At 41.4% G+C, this 23,328-nt stretch carries 26 protein-coding genes; 17 read left to right on the plus strand and 9 right to left on the minus strand.

The window, feature by feature from the left end; all coding sequences use genetic code 11:
* Positions 1–15: 15 nt before the first annotated feature.
* From C0V70_RS18275 to C0V70_RS18290, 4 genes are all read left to right on the plus strand, one after another.
* Entirely contained in the window at positions 16–882 is an 867-nt protein-coding gene (locus tag C0V70_RS18275) for a bifunctional 5,10-methylenetetrahydrofolate dehydrogenase/5,10-methenyltetrahydrofolate cyclohydrolase (protein WP_102245303.1), read from the plus strand.
* Positions 883–907: 25 nt separating this feature from the next.
* Positions 908–1,984: a glycine cleavage system aminomethyltransferase GcvT gene (gcvT, locus tag C0V70_RS18280; protein ID WP_158649748.1), complete on the plus strand. Its 1,077-nt coding sequence runs from the start codon at positions 908–910 to the stop codon at positions 1,982–1,984.
* Positions 1,984–2,373 (plus strand): glycine cleavage system protein GcvH, encoded by a 390-nt coding sequence (gene gcvH, locus C0V70_RS18285; RefSeq protein ID WP_102245305.1) that lies wholly within the window; start codon positions 1,984–1,986, stop codon positions 2,371–2,373. Before gcvT ends, gcvH begins: the two co-directional genes overlap by 1 nt.
* A gap of 259 nt (positions 2,374–2,632) precedes the next feature.
* Entirely contained in the window at positions 2,633–2,929 is a 297-nt protein-coding gene (locus C0V70_RS18290) for a hypothetical protein (protein ID WP_102245306.1), read from the plus strand.
* Positions 2,930–3,077: 148 nt separating this feature from the next.
* Here C0V70_RS18290 and tolA read toward each other — a convergent pair whose 3' ends face one another.
* The 4 genes from tolA to C0V70_RS18310 all read right to left on the minus strand — a co-directional run bounded on the left by tolA (position 3,078) and on the right by C0V70_RS18310 (position 8,164).
* Positions 3,078–4,091: a cell envelope integrity protein TolA gene (gene tolA / locus C0V70_RS18295; protein ID WP_102245307.1), complete on the minus strand. Its 1,014-nt coding sequence runs from the start codon at positions 4,089–4,091 to the stop codon at positions 3,078–3,080.
* A gap of 127 nt (positions 4,092–4,218) precedes the next feature.
* A complete protein-coding gene (locus C0V70_RS18300; RefSeq protein ID WP_158649749.1) occupies positions 4,219–6,885 on the minus strand; it encodes a penicillin-binding protein 1A in 2,667 nt (888 codons plus the stop codon).
* A 29-nt stretch (positions 6,886–6,914) separates the two neighbouring features.
* Positions 6,915–7,958 (minus strand): patatin-like phospholipase family protein, encoded by a 1,044-nt coding sequence (locus tag C0V70_RS18305; RefSeq protein ID WP_102245309.1) that lies wholly within the window; start codon positions 7,956–7,958, stop codon positions 6,915–6,917.
* On the minus strand, positions 7,958–8,164 hold the full coding sequence (locus C0V70_RS18310) for an exodeoxyribonuclease VII small subunit (RefSeq protein WP_102245310.1): 207 nt from the start codon (positions 8,162–8,164) through the stop codon (positions 7,958–7,960). The genes C0V70_RS18305 and C0V70_RS18310 overlap by 1 nt, the downstream gene beginning before the upstream one ends.
* A 231-nt stretch (positions 8,165–8,395) precedes the next feature.
* Between C0V70_RS18310 and C0V70_RS18315 the strand changes: the two genes are divergently transcribed.
* The 12 genes from C0V70_RS18315 (at position 8,396) to fliW (ending at position 17,817) form a co-directional block, all read left to right on the plus strand.
* A complete protein-coding gene (locus C0V70_RS18315) occupies positions 8,396–9,232 on the plus strand; it encodes a flagellar hook-basal body protein (protein ID WP_102245311.1) in 837 nt (278 codons plus the stop codon).
* A 25-nt stretch (positions 9,233–9,257) separates the two neighbouring features.
* Positions 9,258–10,100: a flagellar basal-body rod protein FlgG gene (gene flgG / locus C0V70_RS18320; protein WP_243733571.1), complete on the plus strand. Its 843-nt coding sequence runs from the start codon at positions 9,258–9,260 to the stop codon at positions 10,098–10,100.
* A 9-nt stretch (positions 10,101–10,109) separates the two neighbouring features.
* Positions 10,110–11,003, plus strand: coding sequence for a flagella basal body P-ring formation protein FlgA (locus C0V70_RS18325; RefSeq protein ID WP_102245312.1), 894 nt, complete (start codon positions 10,110–10,112; stop codon positions 11,001–11,003).
* Entirely contained in the window at positions 11,000–11,791 is a 792-nt protein-coding gene (locus C0V70_RS18330) for a flagellar basal body L-ring protein FlgH (protein ID WP_102245313.1), read from the plus strand. The genes C0V70_RS18325 and C0V70_RS18330 overlap by 4 nt, the downstream gene beginning before the upstream one ends.
* Positions 11,792–11,794: 3 nt before the next feature.
* Positions 11,795–12,799, plus strand: a complete 1,005-nt coding sequence (locus C0V70_RS18335) for a flagellar basal body P-ring protein FlgI (RefSeq protein ID WP_102245314.1) — start codon at positions 11,795–11,797, stop codon at positions 12,797–12,799.
* 94 nt (positions 12,800–12,893) lie between these two features.
* A complete protein-coding gene (locus C0V70_RS18340) occupies positions 12,894–13,409 on the plus strand; it encodes a rod-binding protein (RefSeq protein WP_102245315.1) in 516 nt (171 codons plus the stop codon).
* Positions 13,406–13,723 carry a flagellar biosynthesis anti-sigma factor FlgM gene (gene flgM, locus C0V70_RS18345; protein ID WP_102245316.1) on the plus strand — a complete coding sequence of 106 codons (318 nt, stop codon included), beginning with the start codon at positions 13,406–13,408 and terminating at the stop codon, positions 13,721–13,723. Before C0V70_RS18340 ends, flgM begins: the two co-directional genes overlap by 4 nt.
* Positions 13,724–13,765: 42 nt before the next feature.
* Complete coding sequence (gene flgN, locus C0V70_RS18350; protein WP_158649750.1) at positions 13,766–14,257, plus strand: flagellar export chaperone FlgN; 492 nt, start codon at positions 13,766–13,768, stop codon at positions 14,255–14,257.
* A 9-nt stretch (positions 14,258–14,266) separates the two neighbouring features.
* Positions 14,267–15,730: a flagellar hook-associated protein FlgK gene (gene flgK, locus C0V70_RS18355; protein ID WP_102245318.1), complete on the plus strand. Its 1,464-nt coding sequence runs from the start codon at positions 14,267–14,269 to the stop codon at positions 15,728–15,730.
* A gap of 12 nt (positions 15,731–15,742) precedes the next feature.
* Complete coding sequence (flgL, locus tag C0V70_RS18360; RefSeq protein ID WP_102245319.1) at positions 15,743–16,777, plus strand: flagellar hook-associated protein FlgL; 1,035 nt, start codon at positions 15,743–15,745, stop codon at positions 16,775–16,777.
* 141 nt (positions 16,778–16,918) lie between these two features.
* Positions 16,919–17,149 carry a carbon storage regulator CsrA gene (csrA, locus tag C0V70_RS18365; RefSeq protein ID WP_102245320.1) on the plus strand — a complete coding sequence of 77 codons (231 nt, stop codon included), beginning with the start codon at positions 16,919–16,921 and terminating at the stop codon, positions 17,147–17,149.
* A gap of 92 nt (positions 17,150–17,241) precedes the next feature.
* Positions 17,242–17,817, plus strand: coding sequence for a flagellar assembly protein FliW (fliW, locus tag C0V70_RS18370; RefSeq protein ID WP_158649751.1), 576 nt, complete (start codon positions 17,242–17,244; stop codon positions 17,815–17,817).
* Between the two features lie 76 nt (positions 17,818–17,893).
* On the opposite strand, the gene C0V70_RS18375 is transcribed toward fliW, so the two are convergent.
* The 5 genes from C0V70_RS18375 to C0V70_RS18395 form a co-directional block, all read right to left on the minus strand.
* On the minus strand, positions 17,894–18,625 hold the full coding sequence (locus C0V70_RS18375) for a tetratricopeptide repeat protein (RefSeq protein WP_102245322.1): 732 nt from the start codon (positions 18,623–18,625) through the stop codon (positions 17,894–17,896).
* Between the two features lie 12 nt (positions 18,626–18,637).
* Positions 18,638–19,303, minus strand: a complete 666-nt coding sequence (locus C0V70_RS18380) for an outer membrane protein assembly factor BamD (RefSeq protein ID WP_102245323.1) — start codon at positions 19,301–19,303, stop codon at positions 18,638–18,640.
* A 134-nt stretch (positions 19,304–19,437) separates the two neighbouring features.
* On the minus strand, positions 19,438–20,490 hold the full coding sequence (locus C0V70_RS18385) for an AI-2E family transporter (RefSeq protein ID WP_102245324.1): 1,053 nt from the start codon (positions 20,488–20,490) through the stop codon (positions 19,438–19,440).
* Positions 20,487–21,131, minus strand: a complete 645-nt coding sequence (locus tag C0V70_RS18390) for a cyclic nucleotide-binding domain-containing protein (RefSeq protein WP_102245325.1) — start codon at positions 21,129–21,131, stop codon at positions 20,487–20,489. Before C0V70_RS18390 ends, C0V70_RS18385 begins: the two co-directional genes overlap by 4 nt.
* 15 nt (positions 21,132–21,146) lie before the next feature.
* Positions 21,147–21,860 carry a tetratricopeptide repeat protein gene (locus C0V70_RS18395; RefSeq protein ID WP_133566654.1) on the minus strand — a complete coding sequence of 238 codons (714 nt, stop codon included), beginning with the start codon at positions 21,858–21,860 and terminating at the stop codon, positions 21,147–21,149.
* A 95-nt stretch (positions 21,861–21,955) separates the two neighbouring features.
* Here C0V70_RS18395 and C0V70_RS18400 point away from each other — a divergent pair, with 95 nt between their 5' ends.
* The gene (locus tag C0V70_RS18400; RefSeq protein ID WP_102245327.1) at positions 21,956–23,323 is read left to right on the plus strand and encodes an aminotransferase class III-fold pyridoxal phosphate-dependent enzyme; all 1,368 of its coding nucleotides are present in this window, start codon (positions 21,956–21,958) and stop codon (positions 23,321–23,323) included.
* Positions 23,324–23,328 lie beyond the last annotated feature (5 nt).

Here is a 23,328-nt window from a genome sequence, read left to right on the forward strand (position 1 = left end):
AGTATCATTCTTCGCATGAGTCAAATCCTCCACTCGGCTTCAGTTAAAAAACTGATCACTAAAGGTCTTAAAGCGGAATGCAAGGCCTTAAAGGAAAAAAATATTTTTCCTCAGTTGAAAGTCGTCCTCGTAGGTTCAGATCCAGCAAGTCTTATTTACACCGCTAACAAGAAAAAATACTGTGAGAAAATCGGTGCACTCTGTGAAATCGTCGCACTTGACGAACACATTTCTGAAAGCGATTTCCTAAAAACAATCACTCAAATCAACGAAGACCAATTAGTCGATGGTTGTATTGTTCAGTTGCCGCTTCCTAAACAATTATCGCACTTAGATGTAGGTAGCCTGGTAAAAAAAGAAAAAGACGTCGATGGTTTTCACCCTGAAAATTTATACGCTTTAATGAGCAATCATTTAGGTCCAAAGAATTTCATTTCGTGTACCCCGAAAGGAATTCTTACATTGATGCAAGAAAGCCAAATCGAAATTAGCGGAAAACATGTAGTTATCGTTGGTCGCAGTATGATTGTTGGAAAACCTCTAGCAATGCTTCTGACTAATAACAACGCCACTGTCACTTTGTGCCATTCGCATACAAAAAATCTAAGAGAGATCACTAAAAACTGTGACATCCTCATTAGCGCCATTGGTAAAGCACAATTTATCGATGAAACGTACATCTCTCCTGACAAAAATCAAGTTATTATCGACGTTGGTATGAACACTGACACTCAAGGCCAGTTATGCGGCGATGTTCATTACGCGAAAGTTGAAAATCTCGTCTCAGCAATCACTCCTGTCCCGGGCGGAGTTGGTCCAATGACCATTGTTTCTTTAGCGCAAAACCTTTTACAAGCTAGCAAAAACAGGTTATCTCTTTAGCACTCTTTTTTCATAGGGGATGACCATGTCACTATTAAAAACTTCATTACATGAAGAACACCTTTCATTGAATGCGAAGATGGCTCCGTTTGCCGGATTCGATATGCCACTACAATACTCTTCAGTTAAAGAAGAAGTTTTAGCGGTTAGAGAACACGCTGGTGTTTTCGACGTTAGTCACATGGGTGAATTTTTCGTTTCAGGGCCGGATGCAATCGCATTCGTCGATAACTTGATCACAAACGATTTTAAAAACGCAGAAATGCACAAAGCTGTTTACTCGCCACTTTGCCGTGAAGACGGAACAGTGATCGACGATCTTATCGCTTATAAATTAGGCACAGACCGCGTTCTTATTTGTGTAAACGCTTCGAACATTGAAAAAGACTGGAACTGGATCAGCTCTAAAACCGGATCTTTTGATTGCACACTTTCAAACCTTTCAAATGAATTTTCACTTTTAGCTCTTCAGGGGCCAAAAGCTGAATTAATTCTTCGCGATTTCGGCATTAAACTTCCGGAAAGCTTCCCATACTACTCAATCCTGGAAACGTCTCATGAAGGTGAAAAAATCATCGTGGCAAGAACAGGATACACAGGGGAAGATGGATTTGAAGTTTTTTCAAGTCACGAATACGCAAAAAGACTTTGGAATAAACTCATTTTTAACGGTGTTAAACCATGTGGATTGGCAGCAAGAGACGTTCTTCGCGTTGAAGTTTGTTACCCACTATACGGACACGAAATCAGCGACAACGTTACTCCGCTAGATTCAGGACTTGGATGGACAGTAAAGCTGACAAAACCAAACTTTATCGGAAAAGCGGCACTTGAAGGCTACAAACCAAAATACCAACTAGTTAAACTGTCACTTGATCGCGGGATTCCTCGCGAAGGCTACGATGTTTTAAACGCTGAAGGCGAGAAAATCGGAACTGTAACATCGGGAACAATGTCAGTTGTAACTGGAAAAGGTGTTGCTCTTGCTCTTATTGAAAAGGCAAAAGCACCACAAGATAAAAAATATTCAATAAATATCAGAAATACTAACTATGAAGCGAACTTTCACGCGAAAGCTTTCGTAACCGGAGGACATAAGTAATGAGCAACAACGTACCATCAGAACTGAAGTACACAAAAGACCACGAATGGGCAAAGATCGAAGGCGATATTGCAACTATCGGGATCACAGATTTCGCTCAATCATCTCTTGGGGACATCGTTTTCGTTGAACTTCCAGAAAACGGAAAAACTCTTGGTCACCACCAAACATTTGGTGTTGTTGAATCAATTAAGTCTGTAAGTGATCTTTACTCTCCACTTGCTGGAACTGTTCTTGAGCGCAACGACAACCTAGTTAACTCTCCAGAGCTTTGTAATGCTGAACCTTACGGAAACGCATGGATGATCAAACTAAAACTTTCTAACCCATCTGAAGTCAATTCTCTACTTTCAGCATCTGACTACGAAAATTTCCTTTCAACGCTATAATTTTTTTCTAATTTCAATTTTTCGATAACTTATAAAATGGGCACCTGCAAAGGTGCTCATTTTTAAGCCTTTTCCCTGCGAAAAATTTAAATAATCCTTAATTTTTCCACACTTTTTGTCCCATTTTTTTTACATACTCTCATTGCTTTATCAGAAAAAATTTTTGTTTAAAAAAATCTTTACGAAAGAATGTATTCACTCCATACTTCTGATCTCACAAGAACGAACCGTAAATAAAACGAATGGGATTCATTACTTTATGATGTCTGAAAAACAGGACGCAATTCAGCTTCTCAATACTGCTGTTATTAAGAGCAAAGAAAAAAGAATCAACGCTAGTTATGAAGATAGGTTAGCTAAAATTTGTAACTCACCTGTCATGAGTGCAATTTTAATCGCTGTTGATCATCTTGCCGAAGAAGAAAAAATGTCTAAAGACCAAGCAGCGATTTCAATCGTTGAAACAGTTAGAGAGTTAGACTCTATCTGGAATGACTACGTATTAATGGAAGGAATCGGCAAACTGAAAGACCTTCTAAAAAACAACATGCACTAATGACTTAATTTTCTCCCGTCCCAATGTCCTTCAAAATCGTTAGAAGGCATTAGATACTAGGCGACGAGGAGTGAGGAAGGAAACGTACTCATGTACGTTGACGACCGAAAGACGAAGGCAACGAAGTAGATGATGCCTTGTAGCGATTTTAACTCTTAACTACGAATCCCCATTGAATTGTGGCCCTGCCACCAACAAGCAAACCTTTCGGAGGGTTTGGAAAAGGGCCGGCTTTATTAAAGGACTCGATCGCAGCTTGATCGAGTTCTCTTACTCCCGATGTTCCTTCAATCTGCATATCTACAATTTGTCCTTTATCATTCAACGTAACAGACACTGATGTGATTAAGTTTTCACTCGCTGGCATTCTTCTGCCTGAGCGGTAAAGATTCTTAGCCTTATCTTTAATTGATGTTCCCCAGTGCTGCTCCAGCTTCTGGCGGATGCGGTGATAGAATCCATAATACTTAAACTCTGTCGTATTCAGGTTTGTCATATCTCCAAGTGGGACGTCTTCGACGAAGTCGCTGTTTTGAGCAAGACCGTTTTTGCCAAGCTGTCCTTTATCAACGCCAAGAGCGCCTGCGCGGGCCTCTTCATCCATCTTCTTTTTCATCTCTTGTAGTGTTTCTTGCGCTTGGTTTTGCATCTTCTCTACTTCGGCCATTTTAAATCCACCGAGGTCACTTAAAGAGAGAGCTTTTTTGAGAGCTTTTGGACGGCTTTCCGCCATCTTTTTTGGCCGTGGACGAGACTTAGGTTCTGTTTGAGCCAAAGTTGATTCTGAGCCGGATTTCTTCCCTAATCCTGCCTCTTTAAAAGCGCCATTTCTTGCGGCCATTGTCTGGCGGTCAAAAGTCTGGTCTTTTTCACCTAAAAAACGTGAATTCGCGGGCCTTTCATTTTTACCAGATGTTTCATTGGCAACAACTTGTCTGTTGCGCGCATCTTTGATGGCCTGAAGCTGTTTTAGGGAGATGAATTTAATAGAGTCTAACTTGATGCTGTTTTTCTTTTCAGTGAATGCTACTTGCTGAGGAATAGAGAATGAATCAGGTGGGGCGATTTTCTTCACAGCGAAGGCAAAAAAGCCAACATGGAGAATCAAAGAAAAGACTAACGAATAAGAAATTTTCTGGCCGTCTTTTGTTAAGATTTTCATATTTTCATCCCTAATCCACAGACCTTCGCGTCCAATTGCAAAAGTCGTCTTATCAGTATCGGAAAAGAGAGGGAAAAGATTGAGCTGAGATTCGGCACTCAGCTCATTACTTTAATACTTTAGTCACTTATTGATTTTCGAAGTATTCGTCATCGCCAAGTGGTCTGGTTTTTTGAGCTGTCCCAGTTCCTTCTTCCACTGGAGTATCAGGTGCTTCCGCAAATGATTCCAAAATGGCCCCTGGACTATTAGGTGCAACTTTTCTACCAGTCTGTTTATCAACCCATGCCTGAGTAATTCCGGCAGGAACTTCAAAAGGCTCATCACCATACTTGCGTACAGTTGCCTTCATGTATTCAGTCCACATATTAACCGGAGCACGTCCTCCAGTTTCACCGTATCCAAGAGTTTTGTTGTCATCAAATCCAGTCCAGACAGCGGCTACAACATTTGATGTGTATCCCACGAACCAAGCGTCGATATAATCGTTTGTTGTCCCTGTTTTACCAGCAACGTTTGTTCCAACTGCTCTGGCCGCTCCCCCAGTACCACTCGTTACAACACCTTTAAGAAGCTGAGTCATCACGTAAGAAAGTCTCGGGTCATAAACTTGTTTTCCAGCTAAGCTTCTTGTGAAAGGATTTCCAGCAAGCGCTTCATTTGTCGCCTCTTCCTCAACACCAGCTGGAATTTTCATGTCTTTTTCCACTTCGTTGATGATGTATTTTTTCCCGTCGCGATCAACCACTGAAACGATTCCATGTGGAACTACGTAACGTCCGCCATTAGCAAAAACAGCGAAGGTTGTTACCATATCTCTCGGACTTACTCCGAATGTTCCAAGCGCAATACTTAAGTTGTTTTCTAACTTGGCATTAAACCCAATTCTCTCTGCGAATTTAAGAATGGTTCCAACCCCTACTTTGTCGGCGATTTTAATTGTCGGGATGTTTCTTGATTGCTCAAGGGACACACGCATTGTCACCGGCCCTTTATAATCACCGTCATAATTTTTAGGTTTCCAGCTTGAAGCCGAGTCAAACCCTGGCATCGCTTCCGGCGTATCCATAATAATCGTCGTCGGGTTGTATCCGTGTTCTAGTGCAGCCGCAAAAAGGATAGGTTTAAATGCAGACCCTGGTTGTCTCTTGGCCTGAACGACGCGGTTAAACTTCGAATGATTGTAGTTGCTTCCCCCAACGTAGCTCAGGATATCCCCTGTTTTCGCATCCATTGAGAAAATCGCTCCCTGCACTTCTGCTACTTGATCCAGACGGCATAAGATGTATTTTTGAGCGCGGATCAGTGCCGCACTTTTTGATTTGCTTAGAGCGGCTGTTCCTTCTTTTGTTAAGTATTCAGCTACACCGACAGATTTTTTAACCATCTGAACGTGAACAAGATCTCCCACTCTTAAAATAGTCGAAGGTTTTGTTACTTCCTGGTAGTACGCTGTGTTTTCATTGATACTTCTTTTGTGTGCCCACTTAAAGTAATCAAAAGGAATGATCCCGCTTGCCCCACCTAGAGAGACATAAACGACTCTGGCCACATCATCAATCTTTGTAACAACTGCTTCATATTGCACGTTCTCTTTTAAAACATTAGGAAGGTTGTCTTTAGCATTTACACCTGGAACAAAGTTTTCATCCCCTGATGTCACACTTAGGCGGTTTTGCTCTTCTTCCATTTCATCGTATGCTTTCTCATCAAAATGAAACTCATAAACTTTGTCGTTATGCTCATTAAGTGTGAAGTATGATGACTTATCTTTAAAAAGATTAATTCTCGATTTCTTTTCAAAAGTTACGAATTCATCACTTCCGATGTGGGCGAAAGGTCCTTTATAACCCTGACGTTTATCAATTTCTTTGATCCCGCGCTGGATTTGCTCTTCGGCCACTTTTTGTAGTTCCCAATCAAGAGTGGTTTTAATTTTAAATCCATCAACCAGGAATGATTTTTCGCCAACGACATCAACAACTTTTTGTCTTACCCATTCCGTGAAATAACCAGCTTTAAGTTCGTCTTCGCGCAGACGGTAAACTGTTTTTTCAGCGACAGCAGCTTTGTAGTCAGCATCGCTGATTTTTTTAAGCTTGTGCATACGCTCTAGTACATACCCCTGGCGCATTTTAGCGGCGTGAGAGTTCACATAAGGAGAATATTTACCTGGAGCAACCAGAAGACCCGCAAGCATTGCTGCTTCGGCCACTGTTACATCTTTAAGTTCTTTATTGTAATAACCGCGGGCTGCGGCCTTCACACCATAATACCCACCACCCAGGTAAACCTGGTTAAGGTATAAATAAAGAATTTCTTTTTTTGTTAACTTCTCTTCGATTCTTTGCGCGAGAATAAAATCTTTAAGCTTTCTGGTAATTGATCTCTCGGAACTTAGAAGCAGTGACTTCGCGACCTGCTGGGTAATCGTACTTCCCCCCTGAACAACACGACCTGCTTTAAAGTTAGCAAACATCGCACGGCTCAGACCCCAGTAATCCACCCCTTTATGTTCGAAGAACTTATCATCTTCAGCTGAAAGAAAAGCATCGATTACTCTTTGAGGAACGTCCTTCATTTCAACGATTTCTCTTTTTTCTAATCCAAGCTCGGCCAGGATCACACCATCTTTAGAAATGATCTGTGAGGCCAGGTTCGGTTTATAATCTTGAAGTTTATCAATCTTCGGTAGGTCGAGATTAAAATAAGTAAAGGCAAGCGCCCCCGTCATTCCCGCTAGTAGTCCAACACCAAGTAGCGCGAAGACAATTTTTACAATCAAGCTCTTCATTCTCATTCCTTACAGGTAAATCCTTTTACTCAGATCTTCTCGTTCGATGAAATTTTTTGTTGAATCAGTTTTTTTAGAGTTCCGGCCTGGCCCTCTACATACTCCTGAGTTTTTAATAAATAAAATGCTCCGTTCTCAGTTGAGTCCAGGCTCATTTTTGAAACCGGGATAGAATAGAAGTAATCGAATCCTTTTTTCTCACGAGCAATGCGCCCTGAAACTCGGCCATAGACACCGATAAGGAATTCATTTGAATCTTCAAAATCAAATTTTGAACCAAGAACGTCTGCTCCAATCGCAAAATCAGCCCCCAGTCTCTTCATCAATCCAGGATTAAAAACTTCGTTTTCAAAAGCAGCCGTATATTGGTTGCCTTTTTTTCTAGGGTCAACAGAGTTGCTCAACTTCAAATTCATTAGCAGTAGATCGCGGATATTTCCTTTGTCGAAATAATACGTCTTTTTAGTCTTTGAATTATAAAGAGTGATATAGAGCTTCTTCGTTGTATCCTGAATGTTTTTATTTTTTAGCTTCTCTAAAAGAAGTGTATCGATTTCTTCCAGCCATTCAGCATCGTATGGGCGGTACTTTCTCTTTTCCTTGAAGTAGCGGTAAAAATTCCACTCGATTACTTCCGGGGTCATTCCACTGGCGTACATCGCTGCCACTACGGCACCAAATCCTGTTCCCGTCACAATCTGAGGAGAAAGGTTTTGTCTTTCTAGATATTTTAAAAGCGAGACATAGTTGATAGAGCGGTAAAGGCCTGGGCCCAAACTAAGACCGATGCGCAGCTTTCTCGCCACACCCTGGCCGATTGTTGCCGAGTCTTCAACAGGAGTAAAAACGTCTCCTCCTCTATCTCCTAAACGGACAGTTTCTTCGTTCGGAATCAATTGAGGTGTTGCCCCTGACCCCACACCAATTTCTTCCGGCAATCCCATGTCTACTTGAGCAGGAACATTCGTTTGATTTGATGACGTTGTCGAGTTTGTTTTGCTAGTCGCAATCGGTTGCACCGATCCACAGGCAGCTAAAACAATTAAAAGGCAGCATAGGAGTAAACGATTCATTAAAGGTCTTCTTCTTTTAAGCTATCGGTTAATACCGCAATCTTTTTTTCAGCAACTGATAATTGGTCTTTGCACTCTTTATAGAGTTTAGTTCCAACCTCAAACTGTTCTAAACTTTGTTCGAGGGCCAGTTCACCTGATTCTAGTTTGGATACTATATTTTCCAGCTCTTTGAGAGATTCTTCAAAAGATTTCTTTTTTGTCATAATCTGCCCCTTTATTTAACCGAGTCTTTTAAACCTGTATTGTGTGTCAAAATTCCTACACTTACCGATCTAAAATTTCCTCATAATTACCTTCATCTTTAATGGGTAAGATACATTATCAAGCACTTACTTGAAAGTCTTTTGAGAGGGACAATTTTACCTATGTAGGGATATTGGCACCTCGCACGTTATAGTTAACTTAATAGTCATCTCAAAACCGGAGGAAGCTTTTTGAGAGAACTTTGGGTGCCCCTATCAGGCGCAATTGCTCAACAACGACAAGTTGAGACGATTGCTAACAACGTGGCCAATGCCAATACTCCTGGATTCAAAAAAGACCAAGTCGTCTTTAAAGAATATCTTGCTGCCCTTGAAAAGGGTGATCAGCAAGGCGTCGACCTTCCAGAAAAAGACTGGAAACCTGAAGACTTCTATAGAAGTTACAACGCCGAAGATTCTTTTGTTAAAGTCGATGGAACCTACACTCTTCATGAACAAGGCCAATTAACTCCAACTGGAAACTACTTTGATAACGCTCTTAACGGACCAGGCTTCTATGAAGTCCTGACGCCTAATGGTGTTCGCTTTTCAAGAAAAGGCGCCTTCAGTATTAATGCTGATGGAAAGCTAGTAACGGATCAAGGATTTTTAGTCCTATCCAAAGACGCTCCTCCTGTTGCTGGAGCTGACGGGAAAATGAATTTTGCTTCGTCTCCTGAATCGCGTGCGATCACTGTTGGAAACGGGAAATTCTCTATCAGCCTTGAAGGCGAAGTTTTTAACGGTGCCAACAAAGTTGCTGACATTGCCGTGACGGAATTCAATGACGTTCATGCACTTAAAAAAGAAGGAAATTCTCTTTTTATCAATCCAGATCAACAAAACGTTAAAGTTGGCGATCTAAAGACCAGCATTCACCAGGGATTTGTTGAACAATCCAACGTTAATGCCGTGTCTGAAATGTCTAACTTGATCAACGCCAACCGCAACTTTGAATCAATCCAGAGAGTGATTAAGACCTACGACAACATGAGTTCAAAAGCAGTTAATGAGATATCAAAATTTTAATGGGGTGTGAGCTTTGAAAAAGAAAATGAGTAAATTATTTTTGATGATGTTAAGTTTGGCGACCATGTCTGAAGCGCAGGCAATGCTTAAGGCCTTGCATACTGCTGCCTCGGGAATGAGCGCACAGGAAACAAACGTCAACACAATTTCAAACAACATCGCCAACGTCAACACGACAGGTTTTAAAAGAGGCCGTACGGAAATTGACGATCTAACCTATGAAACCATCCAGGAAGCTGGAGCGAGATCATCTTCATCGACAAATTACAACGTAGGAACTCAAGTTGGTTCTGGAGCGAGAGTTTCAGCGGTAAGAAAAGAGTTCACTAACGGATCTCCTCAAATCACTAACAACCCATTTGACTTAATGATCAACGGAGATGGATTCTTCGGGGTTATCATGCCAAACGGAGAATTAAAGTTTACTCGCGACGGATCGTTTAATGTCGACGCTCAAGGAACAATGGTGACCAAACAAGGATACAAAATTTATCCAGGTTTTAGTTTCCCACCGAACACTTCAAGTGTTTCGATTTCTGAAGATGGAAAAATGCAGGCCTTCACTAAAGGTGGAGCTGAACCAACAGAAGTCGGACAAGTGCCAATCTTTACTTTTGTTAACCCGGTTGGACTTAAGTCGACAGGGATGAACCTTTATCAAATCTCTCTTTCAAGCGGGCAGCCTGTGCAAGGGATTGCGGGAATGGATAACGCCGGATCAATCATGCAAGGGGCGATTGAAACATCTAACGTAAGCCCGATGACTGAAATGACTGATCTTATCCGCGCACAACGTGCTTACGAAATGAACTCGAAAGTTATGGGTGTAGCTGATCAGATGATGCAAACGATTAACAACATCAGATAAGAGATTTTAATGAAATATTTGGTCCTTTTATTCACATTCTCGACTTTTGCAGTAAGTGCCTCAGAGTGCCAGATCGAGCTTTTCTCTAAAGTGTACCGCCTGCAAAAAGATCAGCCTTTAGTTTCTCGCGATATCGTTCGCGACTCTAACTGCTCTCCTGAGATTACGAATAAACTAGGTTCAATTATTTCCAACTCTGAAGGAACTGTTGGAACTGATTTCTTAAGATCTGAGCTGCAAAAAGAATTCTCTGATGTCTCTGTGACTTTCGTTAATAAAAAACTCTCTCTTTTAGATTTCAACTCTGCTATCAGAGACCAACTTCTTCCAGAAAGCAATCTTCACTTCACTCAAGCAAGAAGCCTCAATGGCTTAAGCTCATTGGGATTAGTTGAAGGTGAACAAATGCGCGCTGTGTGCGATGCTTGCCAGAGTTTCGGGGAAAAAAACATCAAGATCGATATCGCTAACGTTGTAGCTAATTCTACAAGAACTCTTTGGTTTGCTTCAAAAATCATGGCAAAAGTAAAAGTGGTTAAGGCCAAACGCAACCTAAGCTTTCAGCAAAAGAACTTAGAGCCGGAAGATTTCTACTTCGATGAAGTTTTAACAATGACTCCAGATAATGCTTTGACAACTCTGGACAACATCCGTTTTTACAAATCAAACAAGACCATTCTTCAAAATGCAGTTGTTTCTAACTTAGACCTGCAAGCAGTAAACCTGGTTAATTACGGAACACCTGTAAACGTAACATTGGTAAGCAGTAGCATCGCCCTTCAAAAGATGGCCATGCCGGTTCGCTCAGCCCGTTTCGGTGAAACAATCGAACTTAAAGGACCAAATAATAAGAACATTGCTGGAAAAGTTGTGGACTATAACAAAGTGGTGATTGAACTATGAAAATGAGAAATGCGATTCTTTTATCTTCTTTAACTCTGTTTGCTTCATGCTCGTCTTTTATGGATGGTATGTACCGCGATCTTGACCGCCAGGAGCGCGTTTACGCTGACGAAGAAGAACAAAATCAACCGTACCCTGATCAGTTCGATCAATACAGAAAAAATACAAAGAGAAGAACATCTTCTGTTTATAACAAGCCTGGAAGAAACCGTGGAGACACAGTTTCAACGGGAAGTCAAAGAATACTTAACCCAGAAGTCAAACGCCAGTATCAAGACGAGCGCGTAGCTCTAAAGCGTACAACTGCAAGTGACCTGACAGACAACGGAAACGATGGAAGTCTTTGGGGAAGTGCTGATCCAAACGCTTTTCTATTTGCAACCAGTAAGAGCAAAAGCTCTGGAGACATTATTCAGATCAACGTTTTAGCAAAACTTAGAAATGAAATCACGCTAGAGCTAAAACGCGCTTTCCCGGACAACCCGTACGAAGCAAAACCAGCAGGGGATGAGAAGAAGGCTGATGCAGCGGCACCAGCTCCGACAACGGCAGCAGCTAAACCTGCAGACGCGGCAACTGATGCGAACTCTACGGATAAAATCTCAGGTGTAGTTGTTGAAGAAATCAATCGCGAGCACTTACTGATTAAAGGAAGAAAGAACGTTCTATATAAAAACAGAAAGAGAATGGTTGAAGTTCAGGCACTAGTCTCTAGAAAAGATATTACAGACGATGACGTTGTAAACTCTGACTCTATCATTGAATCAAACGTTTCTGTTGTGAGGTAATTAATGAAAGTATGTGCACTGGCCCTTACTCTACTTTTAACGACTCCAGTTTTTGCTGCTCCTTCTAGACTTAAGGACATCACAACGGTTAAAGGAGTTCGTGAAAACCCTGTCATCGGATACGGTTTGGTTATCGGTCTTAATGGCACAGGAGATGCTGGTGGAGAAATCACTAACTCTTCTCTTAAAAAAATGTTTGAGAAACTAGGTTTAAATCCTAAGTCTGAAATTACATCTAAAAACGTAGCAGCTGTTGTTGTTACAGGAAAGCTTCCTCCATTTGCCCGCGTAGGACAAAAAATTGACCTTGTCGTTTCAAGTATCGGAGACGCTTCTTCTCTTGCTGGTGGAACACTGCTAGTGACTCCACTTAAAGCAGGTGATGGGAATATTTATGCTGTAGCCAGCGGTCCCCTTTCAATTGGTGGATTAAAAAAAGGGGCTAAGTTTGCGACGACTGCAACTCTTCCAAGTGGAGCAACTGTTGAGCGTGAAGTGATCACTGAATTTGAAAAGAAAAATTCACTAAGATTAAGTCTTAATATCCCCGACTTCACAACTGCTGCCCGCGTGGAAAAAGTGATCAATGAAGAACTAGGTGGAAAGTTTGCTTCGGCAAAAGACTCAACGACGATTGATCTGGTTGTTCCAAACCAGTACGAAAGAAACATCGTGCAGTTAATGGCGATCATCGAAAACTTCAAAGTAAACACTGACTCTGCTGCCAAGATCGTTATCAACGAAAGAACCGGAACAATCGTGGCCGGTGGAGACGTTATGGTAAAACCAGTGGCCATCAGCCACGGGGACCTGACAATCGAGGTTAAGGGCGAAGGCGATGCTAAGGCCGCTAAACCTGGTTCAGTCTATTACATGGAAAAAGGTACAACCTTGAGTGAATTAGTCAAAAGTTTAAATGCTTTTGGTGTAGCTCCAGAAGATTTGATCTCTATCTTTCAAACACTTAAACGAGACGGAGCTCTCGTGGGTGAAATTGAACTGATCTAAGGTCAGACTTTGTAAATTTTATATCTAGCTATAGATCACTCATTGATGCTAAAATTTTTAAGACTTCGTACTCATAAGCTTAGGAAGAGTAAAAATGAGTGATACTAAAATCAATCCCCAAATTAACCGCGGTATTTCCGTCAATGATCAGGTAAAGCCTAAAGAGCTTAACCAAGGCAGAACTATTGATGACCGCCAGTACATCCCAAAACAATTCAAAGACGTCGCTGCAAGCATGGAACAACAGTTTGCGGAAATGATGGTTGAGCAAATGGCCAAGACTGTTGATGAAGCTGATTCCGAAGGCGGCGGCGGGATGGCCATGGACTATTACAAGTCCCTACAGAAGGGCGAACGTGCCAAAGCTCTGACAGAGCAAAACAATCTGGGACTTCAAGACATGATTTTGAACCAGATTTATCCCAAAAGAATGCGAAATGAGGTAGCTTTAAGGCAATATGAAGCCCAGGCGAACCGCATACACCAGAATTTGCCTAGCTATAAAATTGACAGGAAAACGGATACAATTGAAATGGGGAAGAATGATTCTACCCCAATGTCTGATGAAAAAGCTCTTTCAGACAAGAATGAAAGCGGAGGCTTACAATGAGCAAAGTTGACAGTACATCATCTCGCTCGATCTTCCTTCCAAACAAACGCGAAAGCGGAAAAGTTGGATCTACAGGTCTTACAAGAAATTCAGATATCAGAAGAGAAGAGCTAGAAACATTCTCGAAAAATGATTCAAAAGTAGATATCCCTGATGCAATCAAGGACTTCTCTCGCATTAAAAAAGTAGCTGATGCTGCTCCTGCGATCGATAACACAGATAAAATTGCACGCTTAAAAGCTCAAATCGCAGCGGGAACATACAATGTAGACGCTGGGGATTTAGCAGATAAAATCATGGAACAAGAGTTTTAAGACTCTCCCTGAATTTAATCGATATCTAGGATGGATCATCGAATGAAAGATAAACTGGCCCTACTCTATTTTGAAGTCACCAATCTATGGAAGCAGTTCTGTGAAGAGCACAACGAGCTTTTCAATCTTACGTGTGACGAATACTCGCTTCTTTTAAAAAGCGACCTTGAGCTATTAGAAGAAAAAATCAACGAAAAAAATGAATGTATCGCTCGCATCGGGACTCTGGAAATGATGAGAAGAGACCTGATTAAAGATATCAGCGCTCTTTATCCTGAAAAAAATATCGACAGCGTTTCAGCACTGCTGGAAGTTATGTCGAACTACGAAATTGAAAGCAATCAAAAACACCTGTTCCGTTTCAATGCATTGTTAATCGACATCATTGAAAAGATTCAGGCGCAAAATAAACGCAACCAACTTTTTATCAACAAAGCACTACACTCACTTCAGCAAATTCGCATCGAAGCCTCGGGAAAGAAAAACTACTCGACTTATTCTGCGAAGGGCTCTGCGGTAACGACGAGCACGTAAGGAGAAGATGTGGCTGATTTATTAGGCATTGGGAAATCCGGTCTTAACGTTTCAAAGAAAGCCCTTGAGGTGACCGGGCACAACTTGTCTAACGTCAACACTGAAGGCTACTCGCGCCAGCGTGTCATGCAGTCTACGGCCATTCCTGTTTCTGTCGGAGGATTCGTTCAAGGAACCGGGGTAAAAGTTGATGGTGTTAGACGCTTTAACGATGAATTCATCGACAAGCGCTTAAACACCGCTCTTGCTAACAATAAATTCTACGAAGCCAGAACTGAGCACCTTGAGCAAGTTGAAAACATCTTCAACGAGCTGGACTCAGACGGATTAAACCAGGTTATCAACAAATTCTTTAACTCATTTAGAGAGCTTGCCAATCAACCAGAAAACGAAACGATCAGATCAGTTGTTCGCGACAACGCGAACCTGGTTATTAAAGACTTCCGACGTATCCGCGGAACTCTTGATACTCAATCAGGAAACATCGACAGAAAGATTCAAAACTCTGTTGCTGATGTTAACCAGCTTCTTCGTCACATTGCTGACCTTAACGGAAAGATTACGACGATTGAAGCCGCTCAAGGTGAAACCGGAGACCTTCGCGACCAACGCGACATGGCCCTAAGAAACCTTTCTGAAAATTTTAAAATTCACACTTATGTTGATGAAAAAAATCGCTTTATCGTAACAGCTCAGGGAATCGGGACACTGGTAACAGGTCTTCACGTTCAGGAGCTAGGTACTGTCACTCAGAATAAAAACGATTCTAGTAACGGAATGAATGGTTCCGTTGAAGTTGTTTTAAAAGACCGTCCATCACAAAAGATCACTGACCTTTTTAAAGGCGGAACGTTAGCGGCGATTATTAAAGTAAGAAATGAAGACTTAAAAAAACTGCAAAACGATATCGATGGAATCGCCTACCAATTCACGTCTTCAGTAAACTCTATCCACCGCCAGGGATTCGTTAACCGCCAAATCACTATTGGTGCAGATGGAAAACCTGCGGCCGTAGACCACAAAGGTTTAACGACAGGTCTCGATTTCTTTAAGCAGCCTCTTTCAGTAGAAGAGGCCGGTAACGAAATCGATCTTTCAGATTCTGTTAAAGCGGACCTCAGTAACATTGCGGCAGCTCTTTCGCCAAATGCTCCGGGTGATAACCGTGTAGCGATTGCGATTTCAAAACTTCAGCACGAAAGAATTTCAGGTGACGGAAGCGTGACCCTGGAAGAAAAATACTTACAGACGATTGGTAATATCGGTCTGGAAACAGGTAAAGCGCGCATCGACTCTGAACAGGCCACGGGAATTCTTGCTCAGGCAAACAGTCTAAGAGAGAGATTAACGGGTGTTTCAATCGATGAAGAAACGGCCAACATGATTCGCTTCCAGCAAGCCTACCAGGCTTCAGCGAAGATCATGCAGGCTGCAGATGATATGTTTAAAACAGTACTGGAATTAAAACGCTAGTTGGATAAATAAATGACAAGAGTTTCAGAAAACAGTTCAACCGCCTCTCTTCAATACGCTTTAAATAAAACGAAAGCGAAAGTTGAAGATTTACAATTAAAGGGTTCAACCCTTAAGGCGATCACGCGTCCTTCTGACAACCCGGTCAGTAACGTTGAGGCCATGGCCCTGACATCTTCAACCAACGACAACCTTCAGTATTTAAAGAATGCTGACTTCGCTCTTTTAAACCTGAGCGTGAGTGAAAAATCAGTTGAAGAACTGACAGATATTATCGTTAAAGCAAAAGAAATTGCCATCGCCCAGTCTTCTGACTTCTTCAACGCCGACGTACGAAAGAACGTTGCAAACGAAGTTCAGCAGCTCTACAACCAGGCACTGGCCATCGCCAATAAAAAAGTTGGAATCAAGCATATCTTCTCTGGAACCAGCACGCTGACAGTTCCTTTCGATGGAAACGGTAATTACAAAGGTGATAAAGGACATATCTCGCTTGAAGTTTCGAGAAATTTCTTCGTGCCTATCAACCTGACAGGTGAAGAAGTTTTCTACAATACGACCGACACTGTAAAAGCTGAAAACCCATTGGAGAAATTTGATCAGTTCAAAGACGCTCCTTCGGTTAAGCTTAACCGCGACCTGGCCTCAGTTGAATCCGAAGGCGCGAAAGTCGAAGGTGCTGAAGGCACTGAAGATGGATTTAAATCACGCGATAATATTTTCTCTCAACTTCAGGCACTAACGAGTGCACTTGAAAATAACGATCCTCAAATGATTCAAGGTCTCCTTGAAAAATTTGACAATACAGTCTCTCGCCTTGTTACCCTGAGAACTCGTATCGGATCGATCACAAACTCTGTAGAATCGTCAAAGAACAACCTTTCCAACGAAAATATCGAGCATGCTTCCAGACGCAGTGCTCTCGTTGACGCTGATGTGACCGAATTATTTTCGGATATCAACAAACAGCAGGCCATTTTAAAAACAACCTATCAGGCAAGTCAGGGACTTATGAATCAATCCTTGATGGACTTCCTGCGTCGTTAATCCTCCTCTTCATGCACTGCTCATTGTCATTATCCGAAAATAATTTAGTTTTTGCTTGCAATTTAATTAATCAGATAATATATGAAGCATTGCAAGCCGGATCAGGAAAGACTTCCGGCGAATGATTTCTGAGGTTGATTTATGCTCGTGTTGACAAGGAAGCTAGGCGAAAGCATCGCAATAGACGATCACATTAAAATTGTAGTTGTTCAGATCAAAGGAAAACAGGTCCGTCTTGGTATCAAAGCGCCACCAGAGACCAAAATCCACAGAGAAGAAGTCTATAAGGCCATCCAAGACCAAAATACAGAGGCTTCACAGGCCGACTTAAGCTCAATTGCCGATTTAGCTAATGAGTTAAACAAGAAGTAATTTCCTGCTTGCACTTTTGCCCCTACGGCTGTTAAAATCTTTGCATAGAGGTCGGGTATTCGACCGTGGTGCACAAAGCGGAGGCTTTAACAGTGAAAATCAAAACTACTAGATTTGGCGAACTAGAAGTCGACAAAAAAGACATTATTGAGTTTACAGAAGGTTTACTCGGTTTTGAAAACCTAAAAAAATTCTTCATCGTTGATCCAGGTGATCAAACGCTTATTCTTTGGCTTCAATCGACTGATGATGCAGCTACTGCATTTCCAATCATCGAACCAAAAATTTTCCAACCTAACTACATGGTAAAACTTCTTCCAGTTGAACTTAACAGTTTAGCACTAGAAAATTTATCAAATGCAAGCGTGTACACAGTGCTTACTATCCCACAAAACGTTACTGAAATGTCAGCGAACCTAAAAGCGCCGATCATCATCAATAACAAAACAAAGATGGCAAGACAGATCGTTCTTCAAGATTCAAAACTAGAAGTTCGTTTCAAAATGTACATGGATCTTAAGAAGTATATCGTTAACTACTCTACGAATGCTTCAGATGATTCTAAGAGAACTAACGTTGCTCAAGCAGCTAGAGACAATGGGACAACTGTTGTTTCAACAAACACAGCGAACACGACAACAAAAACGAATTCTCCAGAAGCTAACTAATCCATCATTAAAATTTGATATAAAAAAGGCTCCTCATGGGAGCCTTTTTTATTTGTGCTTAATCGTTTTAATAATTTTACAGGCGAGTTTCTGTCGCAGTCTTAGAAAGGTTCATATACATGCTGGCCTCAGCGTGAAATGGATCCTTAATCAGAACCTTCTCCCACTCCGCCTGAGCTTCAAGAACATTCCCGTTTCCGTAATGGATCACCCCAAGAGCAATGCGCGCTGGAGCGAAGTTTGGCTCTTCGTTTTTAAGGTTTCTAAGCTCTTCAATCGCTTTAGCAACGAAGCCTTTTTTCGCGTAAACCTTAGCGATTTTAATACGTGCGTCCAGGTTTTCCGGATCAAGGCCTACCACTTTATTAAACTCAAAGAGAGCTTCATCGTAGCGGTTATATGACAGGTATAAATCTGCTAGTTCATAGTGCTTAGAAGCGAATTTTTTATTGATGTGCTTGTCTTCCATCAGACCTGCACCTTTGTTTTTACCTTTTACGCGCTCATTGGCCGTGTCGAAAACCTTTTTAGCGTCTTCATATTGTCCAATGTCGTTGTATAAAACAGAAAGGCTGATAGCTGCGTCTGTATGCTCAGGATTTAAGTTTAAAACTTTGTTAAAAGCTTTAATCGCCTTCCCGATTTCTCCATTGATATGAAAGATATTTGCCAGAAGAAATAAAGCATCGACGTTGCGATCATCTGATTCAATGATTTCATTTAAAACAACCTGCGCTTTTTTATATTCCTGCTTTTCAAAGCATTCGCGGGCCGTCTTTAACAGTTGTTCATTGTTTGAAGTGTACATTCTGTGCCTCTCCTACTTTGATTCTACCGGATGTTCCACCAGTTCTTTGTTGGCCTTCTCTACGTTGGCCATAATGCGCGGGCGTTCTTGTTCGTTTTTTAGTGTGGATAAAATGTCTTCGTAGCGGTTTTTAGCCGCGAAAAAGTCTTTTGTTCTAAAGTAGAAATCTGCAATGTAGATCTCTTTTTTCTCTAACATATCTTCGATTTGAGCGATTCTCTTCTGAGCATCTTTTACATATTCAGTGTTTGAATAAGTCGTCATCAACTCATTGTAGTATTTAATCGCTTCAACTCCCGCAGAAAGATCGCGGTCATATGTTTCTGGAAGCTGACGGTAGAATGATTCTGAAATCCTGAAGATAACATAACCAAGCTCGTTGTATTTCGGGTGGAAATCGCGGAAGAGAATATAGGCCGCAGCTGCTTCAGCGTAGTTTTCTTGAGAAAATAAAATATCTGCCTGAAGAAGTTCTGCGTGAGTCGCATAGAAACTGTATGGGTACTGAGAGCGGATCAGGTTAAGTTTTTCCGTAGCCTGGATGTAACGAGACTTTCCAACCAACTCCTGCGCTTCTTTGTAAAGAACTTCTGCCTCTGTCGCTCCCTGTGGCCTTTTAGTCGCACAAGAAATCACTAAAATAGACAACGCCATTACTAAAAACTTAACAACTTTCAACGATAGCTCCAAACGAGGTTCTTAATGCTAAAAATGTATCATTTTGGCGAAGGCTACGACAAGGCTAAAGGCATTGGAATGATTGAAAAATACACCCTGTTTTTAAGGGGTTGAGGGAGAAGCTCCAAGCTTTTTTACTTGGAGCGTTCAGTATAAATTTCGTTATAGATTTCAGTGATAATGAGCTTGATGGCCGCGACTACCGGTATTGAAATAACCATCCCTGTAATTCCGGCGTAGTGAGAGCCTACGATAACACTAATGGCGACGATCATTGGGTGCAGGTTAACGATTTTTGAAACCAGGAATGGGAATACAAAAAAGGCATCAACCGCGTTGGCGACGGCATAAAGAATCAGTACCGCTCCCATCGTTGGCGATGTTAGTCCATACTCAAGCATTGTTAAGATAATGGCCGGGATCACACCCAGTATTGGACCGACATAGGGAACGATGTTGGTTATTCCAGCAGCAAACCCCAAGATAACGGCGTTATTAATTCCCATGATCAAAAGACCAATGGTGATGATCCCACCAACAATCACCGCCTCGACAAACTTTGCAAAGAAGTAGTCTCCAAGCTGACGATTGAAAACGTGGATAACGTAATAAAAACGCTCAAAGATGGTATTTGGTGTAAAACTTAGAAGCGTCTTTTTAAACGAATCTGAATCGCGGATTAAAAAGAATGTGAAAAAGGGAACTAAGAAAATCCATTCTAAAAGAGTTGCAAGGTAGTTGGGAACTTTTACCACAAACTCACTTGCCCATGTTTCTAACTGAGAAAGAGTCTGAAAGACATACCCATCGGCCAGTTCATGGCCCGTTTTCGCCTTGATAAAAGCAGTTACGACTTCGTATTGAGTGATAACGTACTGTTCGATTTGCGGAAGATTGTATTGAATATCTCTCGTTTGCATTGAGAGAACCGGAATCACTTTAAAAAGTGGCAGACCAATTAACACCGAGAGAACCACGAAAACAATTAATGTCGCTTTGGTTTTACTTAAATGGAAGCGCATTAAGTAGTTTACGATTGGAGTCAGGGCCAGCGATAAAATATAGGCCAGTGAAATGGGAATTGAAATTCGTGGTAGAGCCAATACCAGAGTACAGAAGAGCAAAATCACAACTGCAAAAAAGATCAGCTGGATTTTGACGATGTTTTTTCGACTACTCAAAATCATGTTTGCTCTTTTGGTTCGTGGTTTTTCTCAGCTAATTGGCGCTCTAACTTTCTTAAGCGTCTAGTGATTTTGCTTGCCTCTTCCGTCATATAAAAAAGGCGATCAGCAAGTGCCAGTGAGATTGACTGAATCAACTTCGCAGCAATCACCGGGTGATTTTCAATTAAATGCTCAAGGTCTGGTTTAAAAATACCAATCAATTCACAAGGACTCTTCGCCATCGCTGTTGCTGATCGTGGGTGAGCATCCTGAAGTAAGGCCATCTCTCCGAAGTAACAGAATTCATCCAAGACCAGGAATTTTTCTTCGCCAACTTCATGCCCATAATCTGTTCTTGATAATTCAATTAAGCCAGAGAAGATGAAATAGAAACCGATACCAATTTCACCTTCGCGAAATACTGTATCTCCCTCTGAAAACTTGCGAGAGTGCATGAACTTAGCCAAGATTCTGAGTTCGTTGTCGGAAAAGTTTTTCAGGAGCTCCACGTTTCTTAAAAAGCGCGGAATTGAATCGCGGCGCAGCTTACTTAATGGATTGGCCATCCATAAGTATTTCATCATCCCGAAGTCAATTCTCTTTGAATGGCTTTCGCCTTTGTTGCCAGATTCTTTGACTTCTTTTTCGTAAGAGGCGCTCATCGTTTCTCCAGTATTTTAAAATAGGCCCAATTGATCTTTGTTAATCCATCCTGCAAGAGAAAGTGGGAATTCTACGTAGAACCAGCCCTCTTTAAATTCACCCAGAATTATTTTAGAACCTGCGCGCACTTTTCCTTTTTCACTGAAGATCTTTGAAGGGCCTTCATAAAGCGGGATGTCTTGCAGAGCAATCGCATGGTTGACGTCTTTGACATAAATAAAAGAAAAAAGCATAGGGACAACTGCAAGAATAAGAACTGCGGCCATCACCCATTTTTTAGTAATCTTTTGAAACCTGATCATCAATGTAAAGATAATGAGTAAAAGCAGAGTAAAACTCACATAACCCGCAACCGGAATGGATGTTGTTATATTAACAAATTGATCCGGAAGGCTACTTGATGTGCTCAAGTCATCAACCTGTAGGTTCGACTTCACAAAATTTAAGTTATTGAGAGAGGAGCTATTGATATAACCCTCTTGAATCGCCTTTTCTAAATGAAATCTCGCAGTGGCCTGGTCTCCCATTTTCGAATAAACCGTTCCAAGGTTGTAGTGGAAAATACCCGAGTCAAATTGTTGCTTATTCTTAAGTAGATACTGTGCTGCGCCCTTATAATCTTTCTTTAAATACAGCTCATCAAAAGAGAGTTCTTTATTCTCAGAAAGCGGTTTTCTAGAGGCGCCAGTTATAGGCAATGTCTTAGGGATTGTGCTAGTATTTTTCATAAATTAATTATCGCAGAGGCCACGCTAGTTGCAAGCGAGAAAAAGAGTTCCGTATCACCCTAAAAAAATTTAAAACCACATAAGGAAGTATAGTCATGACCATTGGAGTTCAATCTAACGATATTAACGAGCATTTTAATAAGCTTTTCTCTTCTATTCTCTTGGAACAGCAGAAGTTTGATCACATCAAACCTGCTGATGAAAGCAAAAAAGAAGTGCTAAATGAAAAACTAAAAGAATATGAGAGCCTAAAAGGACGTGGATTCTTTTATCCGTTCATGGCAACGGGAAGAGGACATGGTCCTTTCGTAGAACTTCTTGATGGTTCAGTTAAGTTCGATTTGATCAACGCTATCGGTGTAAACCTGCTTGGTCACTCTCATCCAATTTATATTAAAGCTAACCTTGAAGCTGCTACTAGCGACACCATGATGTGTGGAAACCTGCTGTCTTACCAAGAGCCGTATGAGCTTTCAAAAGTTCTTCTAAATGCCGTTAAGAAGTCACGCCTTAAGCACTTCTGGTTTTCATGTTCAGGATCGTTTTCAAACGACACTGCCTTAAAAATCCTGTGGCAGAAAAAAGCGCCGAACTATCGCTTGATTGCTTTCCAAAAATCATTTGCTGGAAGATCAATCGCTATGCAAGACGTGACTTACAACCAGGCCTACCGTGAAGGAATGCCAAAATCGATCCAGGTTGACCACGTTCCACACTACAATTACAAAAATTCTGAAAATGCGATCCAGGAAACAATCGCCGCTCTTGATAAACTGATTGAAACAAACGGCAACACTTACTGCGCGCTTACAATCGAGTTAATCCAGGGTGAAGCTGGATTTATTTACGGAACAAAGGAATACTACAAAGCGATCTTTGAATGGGCGAAAAAACACGGAATTTACATTTGGGTAGACGAAGTTCAGTCTTTCACGAGAACAACTGAAATGTTTGCTTATCAGATGTTTGACCTTGATGAGTATGTTGATGTGGTTACAATTGGTAAAGTTCTTCAAGCTGCCGGAACATTCTATACTGAAGAGTTAAACCCAAAAGCGGGACTTATCGCCGGAACATTCAACGGCTCAATTGCTTCGCTTAACGCTGGTAAAGCGACTGTTCGTTACCTGAAAGAAGGAAACTTCTACGGTGAAAAAGGACGCATTAAAGAACTTGAAACAAAATTCAAAGCAAAATTCAAGGCCCTTTCTGAAGGGTCATGTAAAGGGAAAATCCCTTATTACGGTGGTATCGGAACTATGCTTTCATTTGAAGTGGGCGATGGTTCAGTTGATGTCACAAATAAATTTATGAAAAAACTTTTTGAAAACGGAATTATTTCATTCTCTGCCGGGAAAGAGCCGACTCGTGTTCGTTTCCTTCTGCCGCTTCCATTACTGGATTCGCACATTGATGAAATCTTTTCAATTGTTGAGAAGACTGTTCTCGAGACTATTAATTAGGACGT

It is taken from the genome of Bacteriovorax stolpii, assembly GCF_002872415.1.
Lineage (GTDB): Bacteria > Bdellovibrionota > Bacteriovoracia > Bacteriovoracales > Bacteriovoracaceae > Bacteriovorax > Bacteriovorax stolpii.